This window comes from Mycobacterium asiaticum (assembly GCF_001673635.1).
Taxonomy (GTDB): Bacteria; Actinomycetota; Actinomycetes; order Mycobacteriales; family Mycobacteriaceae; genus Mycobacterium; species Mycobacterium asiaticum_C.
Genome location: NZ_LZMH01000044.1, coordinates 1 through 16,574, shown reverse-complemented (window position 1 = coordinate 16,574; position 16,574 = coordinate 1). Strand labels below are relative to the sequence as shown.

8 protein-coding genes and 1 pseudogene are annotated in these 16,574 nt (G+C 68.5%); 3 read left to right on the top strand and 6 right to left on the bottom strand.

The genetic code is table 11. The features are described from left to right. Nucleotides 1-14: 14 nt before the first annotated feature. Nucleotides 15-11,018 carry a type I polyketide synthase gene (locus A5645_RS12955; protein WP_065129792.1) on the top strand — a complete coding sequence of 3,668 codons (11,004 nt, stop codon included), beginning with the start codon at nt 15-17 and terminating at the stop codon, nt 11,016-11,018. Between the two features lie 24 nt (nt 11,019-11,042). On the opposite strand, the gene A5645_RS12950 is transcribed toward A5645_RS12955, so the two are convergent. The 6 genes from A5645_RS12950 to A5645_RS12925 form a co-directional block, all read right to left on the bottom strand. Next, nucleotides 11,043-11,465: a PPOX class F420-dependent oxidoreductase gene (locus A5645_RS12950; protein ID WP_065129791.1), complete on the bottom strand. Its 423-nt coding sequence runs from the start codon at nt 11,463-11,465 to the stop codon at nt 11,043-11,045. Between the two features lie 4 nt (nt 11,466-11,469). Continuing rightward, nucleotides 11,470-12,582: an acyl-CoA dehydrogenase family protein gene (locus A5645_RS12945; protein WP_065129790.1), complete on the bottom strand. Its 1,113-nt coding sequence runs from the start codon at nt 12,580-12,582 to the stop codon at nt 11,470-11,472. A 7-nt stretch (nt 12,583-12,589) separates the two neighbouring features. Further along, nucleotides 12,590-13,747, bottom strand: coding sequence for an acyl-CoA dehydrogenase family protein (locus tag A5645_RS12940; RefSeq protein WP_065036771.1), 1,158 nt, complete (start codon nt 13,745-13,747; stop codon nt 12,590-12,592). Between the two features lie 121 nt (nt 13,748-13,868). Then, the gene (locus tag A5645_RS12935; protein ID WP_065036770.1) at nt 13,869-14,129 is read right to left on the bottom strand and encodes a DUF3618 domain-containing protein; all 261 of its coding nucleotides are present in this window, start codon (nt 14,127-14,129) and stop codon (nt 13,869-13,871) included. After that, a complete protein-coding gene (locus A5645_RS12930) occupies nt 14,116-14,526 on the bottom strand; it encodes a phage holin family protein (RefSeq protein WP_065036769.1) in 411 nt (136 codons plus the stop codon). The genes A5645_RS12935 and A5645_RS12930 overlap by 14 nt, the downstream gene beginning before the upstream one ends. Before the next feature lie 18 nt (nt 14,527-14,544). Beyond that, nucleotides 14,545-15,324 (bottom strand): SDR family NAD(P)-dependent oxidoreductase, encoded by a 780-nt coding sequence (locus A5645_RS12925; RefSeq protein ID WP_065129789.1) that lies wholly within the window; start codon nt 15,322-15,324, stop codon nt 14,545-14,547. 140 nt (nt 15,325-15,464) lie between these two features. On the opposite strand from A5645_RS12925, the gene A5645_RS12920 reads away from it, so the two are divergent. Then, on the top strand, nt 15,465-16,331 hold the full coding sequence (locus A5645_RS12920; RefSeq protein ID WP_065129884.1) for a ComEA family DNA-binding protein: 867 nt from the start codon (nt 15,465-15,467) through the stop codon (nt 16,329-16,331). 5 nt (nt 16,332-16,336) lie between these two features. Continuing rightward, a pseudogene (locus A5645_RS12915) lies at nt 16,337-16,574 on the top strand (hypothetical protein); the annotation flags it as partial.

Below are 16,574 nucleotides of genomic sequence, written 5' to 3'. Positions count from 1 at the left end.
GAGAGGACAAATGCATGGCAACCGTCGAAGATCCGATGGAACGGGCATCGGGTTTTGCGATCGTGGGCTACGCACTGCGTATGCCGGGTGCTGCCGACGCGGACGAGTTCTGGGACGTGCTGGCGCAGGGACGCGACGCGGTCTCCGAAGTGCCTCCAGACCGGTGGGACGTCGAGGAATTCTTCGACCCGGACCCCGACGCGCCCGGAAAGGTCGCGACGCGTCGGGCGGGTTTCATCGACAACGTGACGGGGTTCGATGCGCCGTTCTTCGGCCTGTCGGCCCGCGAGGTCCGGTTGATGGACCCCCAGCATCGGCTACTGCTGGAGACGGCGTGGCGGGCGGTGGAACACTCCGGAACAGCGCCCACGGCTCTGGCGAATACCAACACCGGCGTGTTCATCGGTCTGTCCACCCACGACTACCTCGGAATGGCCTCGGATGAGCTGACTTACGACGAGATCGAGGCCTACATGGCGATCGGGACGGCGGCCGCGGCCGGCGCCGGCCGGATCAGCTACCGGTTAGGCCTGCAGGGCCCGGCCGTCACCGTCGACACCGCCTGCAGTTCGTCGTTGGTGGCGATCCACCAGGCCTGCCAGGCGCTGCGGCTGGGTGAATGCGACCTTGCCCTGGCCGGCGGGGCCAACGTGCTGCTCAGCCCGGCGACCATGATCACCTTCTCGCACGCGCACATGCTGGCACCCGACGGCCGGTGCAAGACCTTCGACGCGGCCGCGGACGGATACGTACGCGGTGAGGGCTGCGGCGTCGTCGTCGTCAAACGTCTTGACGACGCGATCCGCGACGGGGACCGGATCCGCGCAGTGATCCGGGGCAGCGCGGTGAACCAGGACGGCGCGTCTGGTGGCTTGACGGTGCCCAACGGTGTGGCCCAACAGCGGGTGCTCACCGAGGCGCTGGACCGGGCCGGCGTCGCCGCGCGCGAGGTGGGATATCTCGAGGCGCACGGGACCGGGACGTCGCTGGGCGACCCGATCGAAGTCCAGGCCGCCGGGGCCGTTTACGGCAACGGACGCGAGTCGGGCCAGCCGCTGCTGATCGGCTCGGTGAAGACGAACATCGGTCACCTGGAAGCGGCGGCCGGGATCGCGGGCGTGATCAAGGTGATCCTGGCGCTCGAGCACGAGGTGCTGCCGAAGCACCTGAACTTCCGCACCCCGTCGCCGCACATTCCGTGGGACAAGCTGGCCGTGCGGGTCGTGCAGGAATCCACCTCCTGGGAACGCAACGGTCAACCCCGCATTGCCGGTGTCAGCTCGTTCGGGTTCTCCGGGACCAATGCGCACGTCATCATCGAGGAAGCGCCGAACGTCGCGGTCGCCGAACCGGCTGAGCAGCCGCAGGACAGGTTCAGCCTGCTGCCGTTGTCGGGACGTACCCCGGCCGCGTTGGCGCAGATCGCCGAGCAGTACCGCGGTTGGTTGACCACGCATCCCGACGCGGAGTTGGCGGACGTGTGCTTCACCGCCGGGGCCGGCCGGTCTCACTTCGAGCATCGTGCGGCGCTGGTGGTGAACTCGACCGAATCCGCGACCGAGCTACTCGGTGCCCTCGCCGACGACCGGCCGGCGCCGGGGCTGGTGCGCGGGGTCTCCGACGACACGCCAAAGACCGCTTGGTTGTTCCCGGGGCAGGGCAGCCAGTTCCCCGGCATGACCCGGGAATTGTTCGAGACCGAGCCGGTGTTCGCCGAGACGATGACCCGGTGCGCGGCCGTTGTCGACGAGGTACTCGAAAAGCCGTTGCTGGACGTGGTTTTCGACGCGGACGACCCGGACACGTTGCGGCAGACCAGTTACGCCCAGCCCGCCCTGTTCGCCGTGGAGATGGGCCTGGCCCGTCTGTGGCAGTCGTGGGGCTTCGAGCCGGATGTGGTGCTGGGCCACAGCGTCGGCCAGTATTCCGCCGCCTGTGTCGCAGGGGTGTTCAGCCTGGAAGACGGGGCGCGGCTACTCGCCGAACGAGGCCGGCTGTTCGGCAACCTGCCGACGGGGGGCCGGATGGTCGCGATTTTCGCCGCCGCCGAACGGGTCGAGAGCTTCACCGACGAGTTCCCGCGGCTGTCGGTGGCCGCCTACAACGGCGCCAACACGGTGTTGGCGGGTCCCGCCGAGGACCTGGACCGGGCGGTGGCCACGTTGACCGCCGACGGTGTCCGGTGCGACTGGCTCGACACCAGCCACGCTTTCCACTCGGCATTGCTGGATCCCGCTCTCGACGAATTCGAGTCGTTCGCGAACCGCTTCGAATTCAGTGCGCCGCGCCGGACTCTGGTGTGCAACCGGACCGGAAAAGCATTGGGCCGCAACGCCAAACTCGACGGCCCGTACTGGCGACGGCACGCACGCCAGCCCATCGAGTTCGCCAAGAGCGTCGCCACCCTGGCCGATCTCGGCTGCGCCGTGCTGCTGGAGGTCGGCCCGCAACCGATCCTTTCCGCCGCCGCGCTGCGGGCTTGGCCCGATCCGGCAACTGCACCCCGGGCGATCGCGTCGCTGCGGCGCAACAGCGGCGACCGTCGCCAGATCACCGAAGCCGTTGCGGGCGCCTACGTGGCCGGTCATTTGCCCGACTTCGCGGCCCTCGTTCAGGGGCCGCATCGCAAGCTCGACCTGCCCACGTATCCGTTCCAGCATCGCGAGTACTGGTACCGCGACAAGCGGGTTCCTCCTACCTACAGCGCCAAAGCGGCTTCCGCTCAGCCTGACTCGGCGCGCACCGACGCCGTTCGGCTACTCGAGGACGGCCGGATCGATGAGCTGGTCGCGCTGCTCGATGGCGAGGGCGGCAACCAGCAGACCGCGGAGGTTCTGAAAAAGCTCGCGGCGCAACATAACCAACAGCGCGCAACCCAATCCATCGCGGACATTCGCTATGACATCCGCTGGGAGAAGCTGGCCCGGACCGCCGGGTCGCAGTCAACCGAACCGGGTGCCTGGCTGCTGATCGGCGACGACGCCGAAGCGATCGAACCGCTGGCCGAGGCGTTGACCGGCCGCGGGGACCGCCACCAGGTCCTTGGGCTGCCGGTCACCGATGCGGACGAGGAGCGGGTGGAAGCGGCTTTGCGCGCCGCGGCAGCGGAGGACACGACACCTCGCATCCTCGTGCTCGCGGCCCTCGAGTCCGACCCGGAGCCCTCGATGCGGTCGCTGCTGCGCATGCAGCACCGGGTGCTGGGTGGTCTTCGGCGGTTGTTCCGGTCGGCCGGAGCCGCCGAGCTGCGGGCGCCCATCTGGTTGATCACCAGTGGCGCACAACGGGTCACGAGTTCGGACAGCGTGTCGCCGGTGCAGTCCTGCTTGTGGGGCTTCGGGCGCGCCGCCGCGCTGGAACACCCGCAATTGTGGGGTGGGCTGGCCGACCTGTCGGGAACCGGTGCAGACGAGTGGTCGGTGCTGATCGAGCACGTGCTGGCCGCCCCCGCCGCGGAAGATCAAATCGCCGTGCGTGATCGGGCCGTCCACGGCGCGCGGCTGAGCCGGCGCGCGGGTCTGCCGAGTGCCACGTCGCCGGTTGTCCGGGATGACGCAACGTATCTGGTGACCGGTGGGCTCGGCGGGGTCGGTCTGGAAATCGCCGAGTATCTCGCCGCCCAGGGCGCCCGCCACCTGGTGCTGACCAGTCGGCGCTCGCCCAGCGACGCCGCACAACAGCGCATCGATGCGATCGGCGAACAGTACGGCTGTGACATCACAACCGTTGCGGCCGATGTGGCCAACCCGCACGACGTTGCCCGGTTGCTGACCACCGTGCAGGCCGAACTTCCGCCGCTGGCCGGCATCGTGCACGCGGCCGGGGAGATGGGCACCACCCCGCTGCGCACGCTGGACGACGCCGAGGTGGACCGGGTCTTCGCCGGAAAGGTCTGGGGTGCTTGGAATTTGAGCGAAGCGACCGCGGACCTGTCGCTGGACTTCTTCCTCAGCACATCCTCGATCGCCGCGGTCTGGGGCAGCTTCGGGCAGACGGCCTACAGCGCGGCCAACGCGTTCCTCGACGGCCTGGCCTGGCGGCTACGCGAGCAGGGTGTTCCTGCCGTCAGCGTCAACTTCGGGCCGTGGTCGGCGGGCATGGCCGATGCGGACGCTCGTGCTCACCTCGAGAAGCGCGGCGTGCGGACCCTGCCGCCCGCCGACGCCCTGGCCGGGATGGCCGAACTGCTGTCGGGCGCCTCGGCGCAAGGGCCGGTGCAAGGGGTGGTGGCCCGGCTCGACTGGGCCCGCTTCCTGCCGCTGTATCAGCAGGCCGGCACGCGGTCGCTGTTTGCCGAGGTGGAACGTGAGCTGCCCGAGTCGGTGACCGAACCGGCACCCTCGGGGACCACCAAACTGGTCGAACAACTCACCCGCGCACCGGCTCAGCAGCGCAAGAAGCTCGTCGTCGACTACCTCCGCGACATCGTCGCGGAGGTGACCCGCATCGACGCCGCCGAAATCCGCGACGAGGCGGGCTTTTTCGACCTCGGCATGGACTCCCTGATGGCGGTGGAACTGCGGCGTCGCGTCGAGCAGTCCGTGGGCAAGCAGCTGCCGGCAACGCTGGCAATGGACTATCCGCGGCTGGTGGACGTCGCCGACTACCTGCTGGACGACATCCTCGGCTTGAGCGCACAACCCGCCAAGGCGAGCGCTCAACCGCCGGTGCCCGCCTCGGCGGGACTGGGTGCCGCGGACGAGCCGATCGCCATTGTCGCGGTCGCCTGCCGCTTTCCCGGCTCGCCCGATCCCGACGCGTACTGGGACCTGTTGTCCGGTGCGGTCGACGCGATCCGGGAGATCCCGGACGACCGTTTCGACGTCGACGAGTTCTACGACCCAGACCCCGAGACGCCGGGCAAGATCTACAGCCGCAACGGCGGCTACCTAGAGGGCATCGACGGGTTCGATCCGGAGTTCTTCGGTATCTCGCCCCGCGAGGCCGTGTGGATGGACCCCCAGCAGCGGTTGATGCTGGAGATCGTCTGGGAGGGCCTGGAGCGGGCGGGCTATTCCCCGGCGGCGTTGCGCGGCAGCCGAAGTGGCATTTTCGTCGGCGTCGCCGCCAACGAATATTCGCACCTGTTGTCCAGCGACTCGGTCGAGAACATCGAAGCCCACTTCATCACCGGCAACGCGCTGAACGCCATCGCGGGCCGGGTGGCCTTCGCGCTGGGTCTGGAGGGGCCGGCCGTGGCGGTCGATACCGCCTGCAGCTCGTCGCTGGTGGCGGTTCACCAGGCATGCCAGGCCCTGCACTCCGGTGACTGCGACCTGGCACTCGCCGGTGGGGTGAATGTTCTATTGAGCCCGGCTTCCATCGTCGCCGCCTCGCGCGCCCGGATGTTGTCCCCGGACGGGCGCTGCAAGACCTTCGACGCCGCCGCCGACGGCTATGTCCGCAGCGAGGGTTGCGGCATCCTGGTCCTCAAGCGGCTCAGTGATGCCGAGCGCAACGGCGACCGGATCTGTGCGGTCATCCGGGGCACCGCGGTCAATCAGGACGGTGCCTCCAGCGGGTTGACCGTGCCCAACGGCGGTGCGCAGCAACGCCTCATCTCTGCTGCGCTGGCGCGTGCCGGCATCGGCGGCCGGGACGTCGACTACCTCGAGGCGCACGGAACGGGCACCTCGCTGGGCGATCCCATCGAGGTGCAGGCCGCCGCGGCGGTCTACGGTGGCGACCGCGACCCCAACCGTCCGCTGCTGCTGGGATCCGTCAAGACCAACATCGGCCACCTCGAGTCGGCCGCCGGTGTCGCCGGCCTGATCAAGGTCGTGCTGTCCCTCGAGCACGAAATGCTGCCGCAGAACCTGCATTTCGAGAACCCGTCACCACACATCCCGTGGGATTCGCTGCCGGTTCGGGTGGTGGACAAGCCGATTCCGTGGCAGGCCAACGGCCGGCCACGCCGGGCCGGGGTCAGTTCGTTCGGCTTCACCGGCACCAACGCCCACGTGCTGCTGGAGGAGGCGCCGGCAGCGGCGACCGCCGACGCTTACTCGGTGGACGACGGCGCGCCGGAGCCGGACGCGCCCGCCACCACGATCGGGGTGCTGCCGCTGTCGGCCCGCTCAGCGGAGGCACTGGTGGCACTGGCGCAGCGGTACGAAACGTGGCTGGACGCCCACCCGAAGGTCGACATCAACGACGTCTGCTTCACCGCCGCGGTGGGACGCTCGCACTTCGAGCACCGTGCCGCGCTGGTGGTGGATTCGGTGCAGGGCGCCCGCGAACTGCTGGCCGAGCTGGCCGAGAACCGGGTGCGCCCTGGCGTGACCCGGGGCGAGTGCACCGACCCGCCGAAGACGGCCTGGCTGTTCACTGGCCAGGGCAGTCAGTACCCGGGGATGGCACGCGAATTGTTCGAGGCGGAGCCGGTTTTCGCCGACACGGTGCGGCGGTGCGCGGAGGCGATCGATTCGATGCTGCCCCGCCCGCTGCTCGAGGTACTGTTCGCCCTGGACCGCGACGGCGGAGAAACGCTGCGCCACACCTCATTCGCCCAGCCGGCGCTGTTCGCCATCGAGATGGGCCTGGCCCGCCTGTGGCAGTCGTGGGGCATCGAACCCGACGTGGTGCTGGGGCACAGCGTCGGCCAGTATGCCGCGGCGTGCGTGGCCGAAGTCTTCAGCCTCGAGGACGGGGCACGACTGATGGCCGAACGTGGCCGGTTGTTCGGCAGCCTGCCCGACGGTGGTCGGATGGTGGCAGTGTTCGCCGACGCCGAGCAGGTGGAGGCCGCCGCCAAGGCGGCACCGCGGGTGTCGGTCGCGGCCTACAACGGCCGCAACACCGTGCTGTCCGGGCCGGGTGAAGACCTGGAGGAGATCGTCGCGACGTTCAGCGGCGAGGGTGTGCGCTGCACCTGGTTGGACACCAGCCACGCGTTCCACTCCGAGCTGCTCGAGCCGGTGCTCGACGAATTCGAGTCGTACGCGGCGAGAATCACCTACGCGGTGCCGACCCGGCCGCTGGTCTGCAACCGGACCGGTGGGGTGCTGAGCGCGGAAACCCCGCTGGACGCGCAGTACTGGCGTCGGCACTCCCGCCAGCCGGTCCAGTTCAGCGAAAGCGTGCGCACGGTGGCCGAACTGGGCTGCTCGGTCCTGATGGAGATCGGACCGCAGCCGATTCTGACCGCGGCCGCGATCCAGGTGTGGCCGGAGCACTCGGCCACGCCACGTGCCATCGTCTCGCTGCGCAAGGGCGTCGACGGCCGCCGGCAGATCGCTGAAGCGCTGGCCGCCGCGTATGTCTCCGGACACCGTCCCGATTTCGCCGCGCTACACCAGGTTTCACGGCACCGACTCGAAATGCCGACCTACCCGTTCCAGCGCCGCCACTTCTGGCCCAAGGTGTCCGGGATCGCCGGCATCGGTGGCGACACCGCGGGCGTAGCCGGAATCCTGGGCAGCGTCAAGGATCTCGCTTCCGGTGACGTGATCTACACCAGCCGATTGTCGGTGAAGACGCAGCCGTGGCTGGCCCACCACGTCATCTACGGCACCGTGGTGGTGCCCGGCGCGACGTACGCGGCGATGGCCCTGGCCGCGGTCGGGCCGCCCGCGCGGGTGCAGGACGTGTTCTTCTACGAGCCGATCATCCTGCCGGACAAGGCGTCTCGTGAGGTGCAGCTGACTTTGCACCCGTTCGAGGACGGCGGCGGCTGGACCTTCCGGGTGCACAGCCGGCCCTACGGTGTCCGCGAGGCGGAATGGTCGCTGAACGCCGACGGCACCGTCGTCACCGGTGTTGCCGAGGATTCGGGACCCGATGCGGCCGATCCCATCGACGCGGCCACCGAGCGATTGAACCGGACCCGTCCCCAGCAGTTGTTCGAGACCTTCGCCGACATGGAGTTGGCGTGGGGACCCACCTGGGCCAACTGCCTGAAATCGCTGTGGGTGGGCGAGGGTGAGGCCATCGGCGATGTCGTCGTCGGCGACGAACTCGCCGAGCACCTCGGCACCGAGCCGATTCACCCGGTCCTGCTGGACCTGTGCACCGGTGTGGCCTTCCCGGCCTTCCCGGCGCTGCTCGAGGCGACCGAACAGGGTGCGGTACCCGATCTGTTCCTGCCGCTGCGGTACGGGCGGGTCAGCCTGCAAGGCCCGATCCCGCGGCGGTTCTATTGCCGCGCGACCTGGCGCACCGGCGGTATGGAAAGCGAAACTCAGGTCTTCGACCTCGATTTCGTGGACCGCGATGGTCGCCACCTCGGCGGAATCCATGCGTTCACCGTCAAACGCGCCCCCCGGGAAGCGTTGTTGCGCGGGCTCGGCGGTGACGCCACCCGCCTGCTGTACACCCTGGGCTGGCACGAGGTGCCGCCGCCGTCCGGTGAGACCGCCGAAAACGGCGGCGACGCCTGGCTGATAGCCGGATTCGACGAACTGGCGGCCGCCCTGCCCAACAGCGTCACGACCACCGCTGCCGAGGATCCCGAGCAATGGCGGCAACTGTTGGCGCAAGCGCAGGAACGCGGGACGCCGATCAGCGGCATCGTCTGGCGCAGCGCGGCAAAACCGGGTGCCGACGAGTCCAGCGCCGAATTCGGCGCACGGCTCGAGGCCGAGTTGACCAACCTGGCCGGTACCGCGCAAACCCTGCTGGCTGACGAAGCTCGGCTGTCCGGCGGATTCTGGGTCATCACCGAGCGTGGTGTGGCAACCGAATCCGGCGAGCAGGTCGACCCGGTTCAGGCGGCGCTGTGGGGACTCGGCCGCACCATCATCGCCGAGCAACCGACGCTGCGCTGCCGGCTGGTCGACCAGGACGGATCCGAGGAGGCGGTCCACTCGCTGGCCGCCCTGCTCCGTGCGGCAGATGACTCCGAGCCCGAACTGGCACTGCGCCAAGGGAAGTTCCTGGTGTCCCGGCTGATGCCGTGGTCGCGCAGTGGGCTGCTTGCGGTGCCGCGGGCAACGGACTACGTCCTGGCGCCGACCGAGCGCGGCGCGATCGACAACCTGCGGCTGGCCGAGACGGAAGTGCCGCCGCCGGATGCGGGGCAGGTGCAGATCCGGGTCGAGGCCGCCGGCCTTAACTTCCGCGATGTGCTCAATGTGCTGGGTCTGTACCCGGGCGATCCCGGACTGATCGGCGGTGACTTCTCCGGCATCGTGACCGAAGTCGGTTCCGACGTCACGGGATTCGAAGTCGGACAACGCGTCCTGGGCTTCATGCAAGGCGCCTTCGCCACCCGGATCAACGTGCCGGCGCAGCTGCTGGCGGTGGTGCCGGACGGGCTGAGCGCGGTGGAAGCCGCGAGCATTCCCGCCGCGGCGCTGACGGCCCGGCTGGCGTTCGACTGGGCGAAGCTGCGCCCGGGCGACCGCGTGCTGGTGCACGCGGCCAGCGGCGGTGTCGGGCTGGCGGCGATCCAGCTGGCCCAGCAGTGCGGCGCCACCGTGTTCGCCACCGCGAGCACCTTCAAGCGCGCGACGCTGCGCAAGATGGGCGTGCAGTACGTATATGACTCGCGCAGTACCGATTTCGCGGATCAGATCCTGGCCGACACCGAAGGTGCCGGGGTTGACGTGGTGCTCAACAGCCTGACCAACGAAGGCTTCGTCGCGGCGACCGTGCGGGCCACCGCCCAGAACGGCCGGTTCGCGGAGATCGCCAAGCGAGACATCTGGACTCCCGAGCAGATGGCCGAGGCCCGCCCGGACATCAAATACGAGATCGTTGCGCTGGATGGGACGATCATGCAGGACCCGGAACGGATTCGGGGTCTGTTGTGCGAGGTGTCGGACGGACTGGCCCGCGGCGAGTGGACCCCGCTGCCATCGGAGATCTACCCGCTGACGGAGGCCAAGACCGCCTTCCGGCGCATGCAGCAGGCTCGGCACATCGGCAAGATCGTGTTGCAGATGCCGAAACCGCTGCAGCCGCGCGGTGATCGGAGTTACCTGATCACCGGCGGTCTCGGCGCTCTCGGACTGCACACGGCCGCCCACCTGGCCCAACTGGGGGCCGGTGACATCGTGTTGACCAGTCGGCGCGAACCGGATGCCGCGGCGCAAGAGGCCATCGCTGACATCTGCGAGCGCTATCGGTGCCGCGTGCACACCCTGTCCGCCGACATCGGCGAAGAGTCCGAAGTCCAACGGGTACTGGAATGGATCCGGTCGGAGTTGCCGCCGTTGGGCGGGGTGGCCCATCTGGCGGGCGTGCTCGACGACGCCTTACTGCCGCAGCAGAGCGCCGAACGCTTCCGCACCACCCTGCTGCCAAAAGCGTTGGGCGCGTGGAATTTACATCGGCTAACCAAGTACGACGACCTGGAGTTCTTCATCGCCTACTCTTCGGCATCGAGCGTGCTCGGTTCGCCCGGTCAGGCCAATTACGCGGCTGCCAATGCGGTACTCGACGGGCTCATCGCCTACCGCAAGGCGCTGGGGCTGGCGGCGACCGGTGCGAACTTCGGTCCCTGGGCGAAGGGTGGCATGGCCGCCTCGCAGGCCGCGCGGGCCAATCTCGGTGCGCAGGGGATGGTGCCGCTGGAACCGACGGCCGCCCTCAATGCGCTCGGCGAAGCCGTCGGGCACGGGACCGGACAGGTGACCGTCATCAAGGCCAATTGGCAGCGGGCCGCGAAGATGCTGGGTGGGGTCCGCCCGCCGATTCTCGACCACTTGCTGCCGAGCGCGGCAACGGTGACTGCCGGGGACAGCGAACTGCTCCGGAAACTGCACGAGGTCCCCGAGGAGCAGCGCGCCGATTTCCTGACCGAGTTCCTGCAGCAGGAGGTGCAGAATTTCCTGCGGCTAGCCCAACCGCCGGCTGCCACCAGTCGGTTCCTGGACTTGGGCACGGATTCGCTGATGGCAGTGGAACTCCGCAACCGGTTGTACGGCCAATTCGGGGGCGCGTTCACGATCAGCGCGACCGCGGTCTTCGACTATCCGACCATCAGGTCGCTGGCCGAGTACCTTGCCGAGCAGGTGCCGGAACTACCGTCCGGTTCGGAAGCAGAGCCGAGCGAGGCCGATTCGGTCGCGACGTAGTTCGCCGGAGGGCTGCCAGCAGAGCTAGGAGCTGACGTCGAATCCGGCGATGACCTTCGTCGGCGAGATCCGTACCGTGACCTCGCCGGGGACGGCGTTGCGCCGGCCGAACTCATCGGCTCGGTCGGCGCCCATGTAGCGGGCGCCGGTGCGGGTCGCGATGTCCAGCACCTGCCGCGGGTCGTCGTCCAACGCCGCCAGACCCTGCACCTGGACGAACGAGTACGGCGGATGCGGATCGTCCACGCACAGTGTGACCCGCGGATCACGCTGTAGCGCACGCCCTTTCGCGGTGCGTCTCTCGGTGGTGAACACCAGCTGACCGTCGTCGACGACGAACCACACCGGGGCCACCAGCGGCCGGCCGTCCGAGGCGAGGAAACCCAGCATGCCGGTGCGGGTGCCTTCGGAAAGGAAGGCGACCACCCGGTCGGACAGCGTGGTCATTTGCTCAGAGCTTGGCCAGATCGTAGTCCGAGATGTGGTCGATGAGGACCCGTAGCTGATCGCCGGTGGAGCCCAAGGTGTGATCGATCGCGGTGAGCCGGGCCGCGTAGTGCCCGACCGGGTATTCGGCGGTCATGCCGATACCGCCGTGCAGCTGGATCGCCTCCTGGCCGATGTGCCGGCCCGAGCGGCCGATCTGCAACTTGGCGCGCGCGGCGATCACGGAATCGTAATTGCCGTCGGCGATCGACATGGCGGCGTAGAGGCTCATGCTGCGCGCCAATTCCAAGGACACATACATGTCGGCCGCCCGTTGCGTCAGCGCCTGGAACTTGTTCAGCGTGACACCGAACTGCTTGCGGGTCTTCAGATATTCGGTCGTCAGGCGCAGCGCTTCCTCCATCGCCCCGAGCGCTTCGGAGCACAGGGCGGACTGGATCCGGATCAGTGCATTGCGGATGGCTTCGGAAGCGTCGCCGGCACCCAGCGGTTCGGCGGCCGCGTCCGCGAAGTCGATCTGGGCACCGCGCTGGCCGTCGAAGGTCGCATACGACTTACGGCTGACGCCCCCCTGCTCGGCATCGACCAGGAACAGACCGGTGCCGCCACCGTCCGGCAAGGCGGCGCTGACCACCAAGGTTTCGGCGCAGTCCCCGGCCAGCACCGGGTTCTTGCGCCCGCTCAGTGTCCACGAATCCCCTTGCCGCACAGCCTGAGTGCCCACCTGGGTCGATGCGGTACGGTGACCCGTCTCCAGGTGGCCGAACGCCAGCAGTCGCTGCCCGGCGGCGACCTCGTCCAGCAGCTGCCGCTGCGCGTCGGTGCCCAGCTCGGCGATCAGCGAACCCGGTGCCAGGGCCGCGTGCACTACCGGCTCGGGCGCCAGCCGGCGTCCGATCTCGTTGGCCACCACCATGATTTCGAGCTGCCCGGCCTCCTCGGGCTCGAACCCGAGCCCGAGGATTCCGATGTCGGCCAACTGACTCCAGACGTCACGGCTCCACCCGAGTTCGGTGCCGATCACCTTGTTCCGGCTCTCCGCGTCGTAGGTTCGCGACAGCAGTTCCCTGGTGGTGTCGCGAAGCAGGGCCTGCTCTTCGCTCAGCTGAAAGTCCATGACTGCCTCACAATCCGAGAATGGTGGACGCGATGATGTTGCGCTGAACTTCGTTGCTGCCCCCGTAAATCGAGGTCTTGCGGTAGTTCAGGTAATGCGGGGCACTGGATTGCGCCCACTCCGGTGAGGCGATCCCGTCGCCGCCGACCGGCAGCGCGTCGGCGCCGGCGACCTCGACGAGCAATTCGGTGGCGAGCTGCTGCAGCTGGCTGCCGCGCAGCTTGAGCACCGAGGACGCCGGATTCGGTTTACCGCCGGCCGAACTCGACACCACCCGGGCCTGGGTGAGCTCGAGAGCCAGCACTTCGTTTTCGGCTTCGGCCAACCGCGCCGCGAACAGCGGATCCTCGAGCAGGCCGGTCTCGGCCGCGTGCCGCTTCACCTCGGCCAGGCGCACCTTGGTCCGGCCCACCTGCGCGATGCCGGTGCGCTCGTTGCCGAGCAGGAATTTCGCGTAGGTCCAACCCTGATTCTCTTCGCCCACAAGCTGATCGACGGGCACCCGGACGTCGGAGAAGAACACCTCGTTGACCTCGACGCCGCCGTCGATGGTCTTGATCGGTCGCCAGGTGATGCCGGGTGTGTCCATCTCCATCAGGAGAAACGAGATGCCCGCCTGCTTCTTGGGGGCCTGCGGGTCGGTGCGGACCAGGCAGAAGATCCAGTCGGCGTACTGTCCCAGCGTCGTCCATGTTTTCTGTCCGTTGACGACGTAGCTGTCACCGTCGCGGACCGCGGTGGTGCGCAGCGAGGCCAGGTCCGAACCGGCTTCGGGCTCGGAGAAACCCTGACACCACCAGATGTCCATGCTGGCGGTCGGCGGCAGGAAGCGTTGCTTGATCTCCTGTGAGCCGAATTCGGCGATGACCGGGCCGACCATCTTGGTGTTGAAGTTCAACGGTTCCGGGACGCTGGCCAACTGCATTTCGTCGTTCCAGATCTGGAACTGGGTGGGGGTCCAGTCCTTGCCGCCCCATTCCACCGGCCAGTTCGGTACGGCGAGGCCGTTCTCGTGCAGCATCTTATGGTTGGCCACAATCTGCTCGCGGGTCAGCGATTCGCCCTGCCGGACCCGGTCGCGGATCTCGGTGGGGACCTTCGTGGTGAAGAACGTGCGAAGCTCGTCGCGGAAAGCCGCTTCGTCGGGTGTGAGTGCCAGCTTCATCGGCAGCCTCCTTAGTCCGGGGTGACCGCCAAAACAACGCTGCGGCAGTCCTGCACTGCACGTTAGGCGTTCGGCGTCGGCAGTCGTCGACCGGGGTCAACCGGGTACTGCGACGGCCGCCTCAGCGCCGGCGGCGCCGCCACCACAGCAGCGCGACCAGGGCTACACCGGCCACCGAGGCCACCACCACCAATTTCGGTTTGGCCGCCTGCGCCGTTGCTTTAGCGCGCTGCGGCACGTCCGCCTTGGCCGCGAGGGCCTCCACGGTGGCGCCCAGTTCTGCGCGGGTCTGCTCGATGTCGGCCTGGATTTCGGCGATGTCCGCGTCTGGGCCAGGCTCGGGCTCTGCCTGCGGGTGCGGGGTGTGGTCAGCTCCGGTCATGGCGGGCGTCTTTCACTTCCTGGATATCTTTCTTGACGCTGGCGACGGTCTCCGGGGCGGCCGGGGTCACCTCTTTGGCTTGCCGCCTGCTCATCAACGCAGCCGCGCCGGCCGCGGCCAGCAGCGCCGCGCCCACGATCAGTGCCGCTGCCCAGGTCGGCAGCGCCAGCGCCAAGGCGGCGATGGCGGCGGTGATCAGGCCGGCCATGCCGAAGAAGGCCAGCAGTCCCGCCGCACCGAACAGCCCCGCACCGATGCCCGCGTGTTTGGCCGATCGCAGAAGTTCCTTCTGCGCCAACCGCATTTCGTCGCGAACGAGGCGGGATGTCTGCGCGGACAGCTGGGCCATCAGCTCGCCGGTCGATGCGTCGGCGTTTCGGTTTGCGTCCAGGCTCATCGGGTCACCTCCGGTTCATCAGTTGCCGACCGGGGTGGACATCACCCGGTTGGCCGCGGCCTTCACCGAGTCCGGCAGCAGCCGATTGCCGAGGCCCATGGCCTTGGTCATCAGGGATTCGGCGACCACCTTGCGATCGCCGCGCATCAGCGCGTCGAAGCCTTGCCTGGCGACCTCGGCGGGGTCGTCCTTGCTGTTCATCCGCCCCATGCGGGAGTTCGCCAGGCCGGCGCGCCGGAAGAAGTTGGTGTCGGTGGGCCCCGGCATCAGCGCGGTGACGGTGACATCGGTCTCGCGCAACTCGTCGTGCAGGGCCTCGGAGAGCGACTGGATGAACGACTTGGACGCGTTGTAGACCGCCTGGTAGGAGCCGGGCATCGTGGACGCGATGGACGAGGTGAACAACAGCTTGCCGCTGTTGCGCTGAACCATGTCGGTCAGGATCAGCTTCGCCAGATGCACCGTGGACCGTACGTTCAGATCGATCAGGGACAAGGTGTCGTCCAGGGTGCTGTCAAGAAAAGATCCGCCGAGGCCCACGCCGGCATTCAGCGCCGCCGCATCCAACGGCTGGCCGATTCCGGTGACTTGCTGATACACCTTTTCCACGCCCTTGCCGGTGCGCAGATCGGCGCGGACCGCACGGACATCGACCCCCGAGCGGCCGAGTTCAGTGGCTGCGCTTTGAATGCCGGCATCCTCGGCGGAGACCACCAAGTCGTAACCGTCTTCGGCGAACCGCTTGGCCAGCTCCAAGCCGATCCCACTCGATGCACCAGCTATCAAAGCCAGACTCATGGCGTCCGGCTACCCCGGCGATGCGCCGCCAAACCTGCCCGGTCACCGGCATTTACACAGAGCCGGATCTATCCACAGTCGCAACGGCACGGCGCCTTCGGCGTGCCGTCGTGGCGGTGGCTGCGCATACCGTCGCCGTCATGCGAACAGAATTGCCGGCGCAGCGACTCCACCGGCGACTGGGTGCCGATCCGGATCCGGGCGCCGAACCTGCTGAGACCGACACCACCAAAGATCGTGCAGATGATCAGGACGACCCGAATTCACTGCTTCCGCGTTGGCTTCCCGACAATGCGGCCCAGCAGGGCTGGCTGGCCAGACTGCGCGCGGACCCGGGTCGCGCCGGCGCCATCGCGCTGGCGGTGATCGCAGCACTCGCCGTGCTCATCACCGTCTTCACGCTGATCGGCGACCGGCCCGCACCGGTCACATCGGCCAAATTGCCACCGGTAGAACATGTTTCGGCCACAGGTGTGCGGTCCTCGACTAGCGCCGGTCCGCCGGCCGGCTCGGAGGGCCCGGTGGTGGTCAGCGTCGTCGGATTGGTACGAAAGCCCGGACTGGTCACGCTGGCACCGGGCGCGCGGATCGCCGACGCGCTGGGGGCCGCCGGCGGTGCGCTCGACGGCGCCGACACCATTGGCCTCAACATGGCGCGCCCCGTTGGGGACGGTGAACAGATCGTGGTGGGGTTGGCGCCACCGTCGGGCAAGCCGGCGGTGTTGGGCAGCTCGGTCAGCACCGGCAGCCCGGCCGGCCCGGCGCCATCGACCGCACCGACCACCTCGGGTAAGCCGAGGAACGGCCCCAAGCCGGAAGTGCTGGACCTCAACGCGGCCACCGTCGAGCAGCTGGACGCCTTGCCGGGAGTCGGACCGGTCACCGCCGCCGCGATCGTGGCGTGGCGCCAGGCCAACGGCAGGTTCACCACCGTGGACCAGCTGGCCGAGGTCGAGGGCATCGGCCCGGCTCGGCTCGACAAGCTCCGTGCGCTGGTGCGTGTCTGACCCGCGTGCACCAGCCCCTGGACGTGCGGCTGGTCCCTGCCGCGGTGACCAGCTGGATCGTGACGGCGGCCGGGACGATCTGGCCGATCGGGCGCGCAGCCGCCGGGTGCTGCGCTGTGCTCGCCGCAGCCGCGGCGGCGATGTGGTGGTGCTGCTCGACGGTGGCCGCGTTGAGGTCCAGCACTTCCGGCTTGGGGCCGTTCCTCGGCTTACCCGAGGTGGTCGGTGCGGTCGATGGCGCCG

What these genes read in the sequence shown, in the direction of transcription:
- A5645_RS12945 (WP_065129790.1), bottom strand. Translation starts at nt 12,582, where the DNA reads ATGGACTTTCAGCTGAGCGAAGAGCAGGCCCTGCTTCGCGACACCACC.
- A5645_RS12955 (WP_065129792.1), top strand. Translation starts at nt 15, where the DNA reads ATGGCAACCGTCGAAGATCCGATGGAACGGGCATCGGGTTTTGCGATC.
- A5645_RS12940 (WP_065036771.1), bottom strand. Translation starts at nt 13,747, where the DNA reads ATGAAGCTGGCACTCACACCCGACGAAGCGGCTTTCCGCGACGAGCTT.
- A5645_RS12920 (WP_065129884.1), top strand. Translation starts at nt 15,465, where the DNA reads ATGCGAACAGAATTGCCGGCGCAGCGACTCCACCGGCGACTGGGTGCC.
- A5645_RS12930 (WP_065036769.1), bottom strand. Translation starts at nt 14,526, where the DNA reads ATGAGCCTGGACGCAAACCGAAACGCCGACGCATCGACCGGCGAGCTG.
- A5645_RS12925 (WP_065129789.1), bottom strand. Translation starts at nt 15,324, where the DNA reads ATGAGTCTGGCTTTGATAGCTGGTGCATCGAGTGGGATCGGCTTGGAG.
- A5645_RS12950 (WP_065129791.1), bottom strand. Translation starts at nt 11,465, where the DNA reads ATGACCACGCTGTCCGACCGGGTGGTCGCCTTCCTTTCCGAAGGCACC.
- A5645_RS12935 (WP_065036770.1), bottom strand. Translation starts at nt 14,129, where the DNA reads ATGACCGGAGCTGACCACACCCCGCACCCGCAGGCAGAGCCCGAGCCT.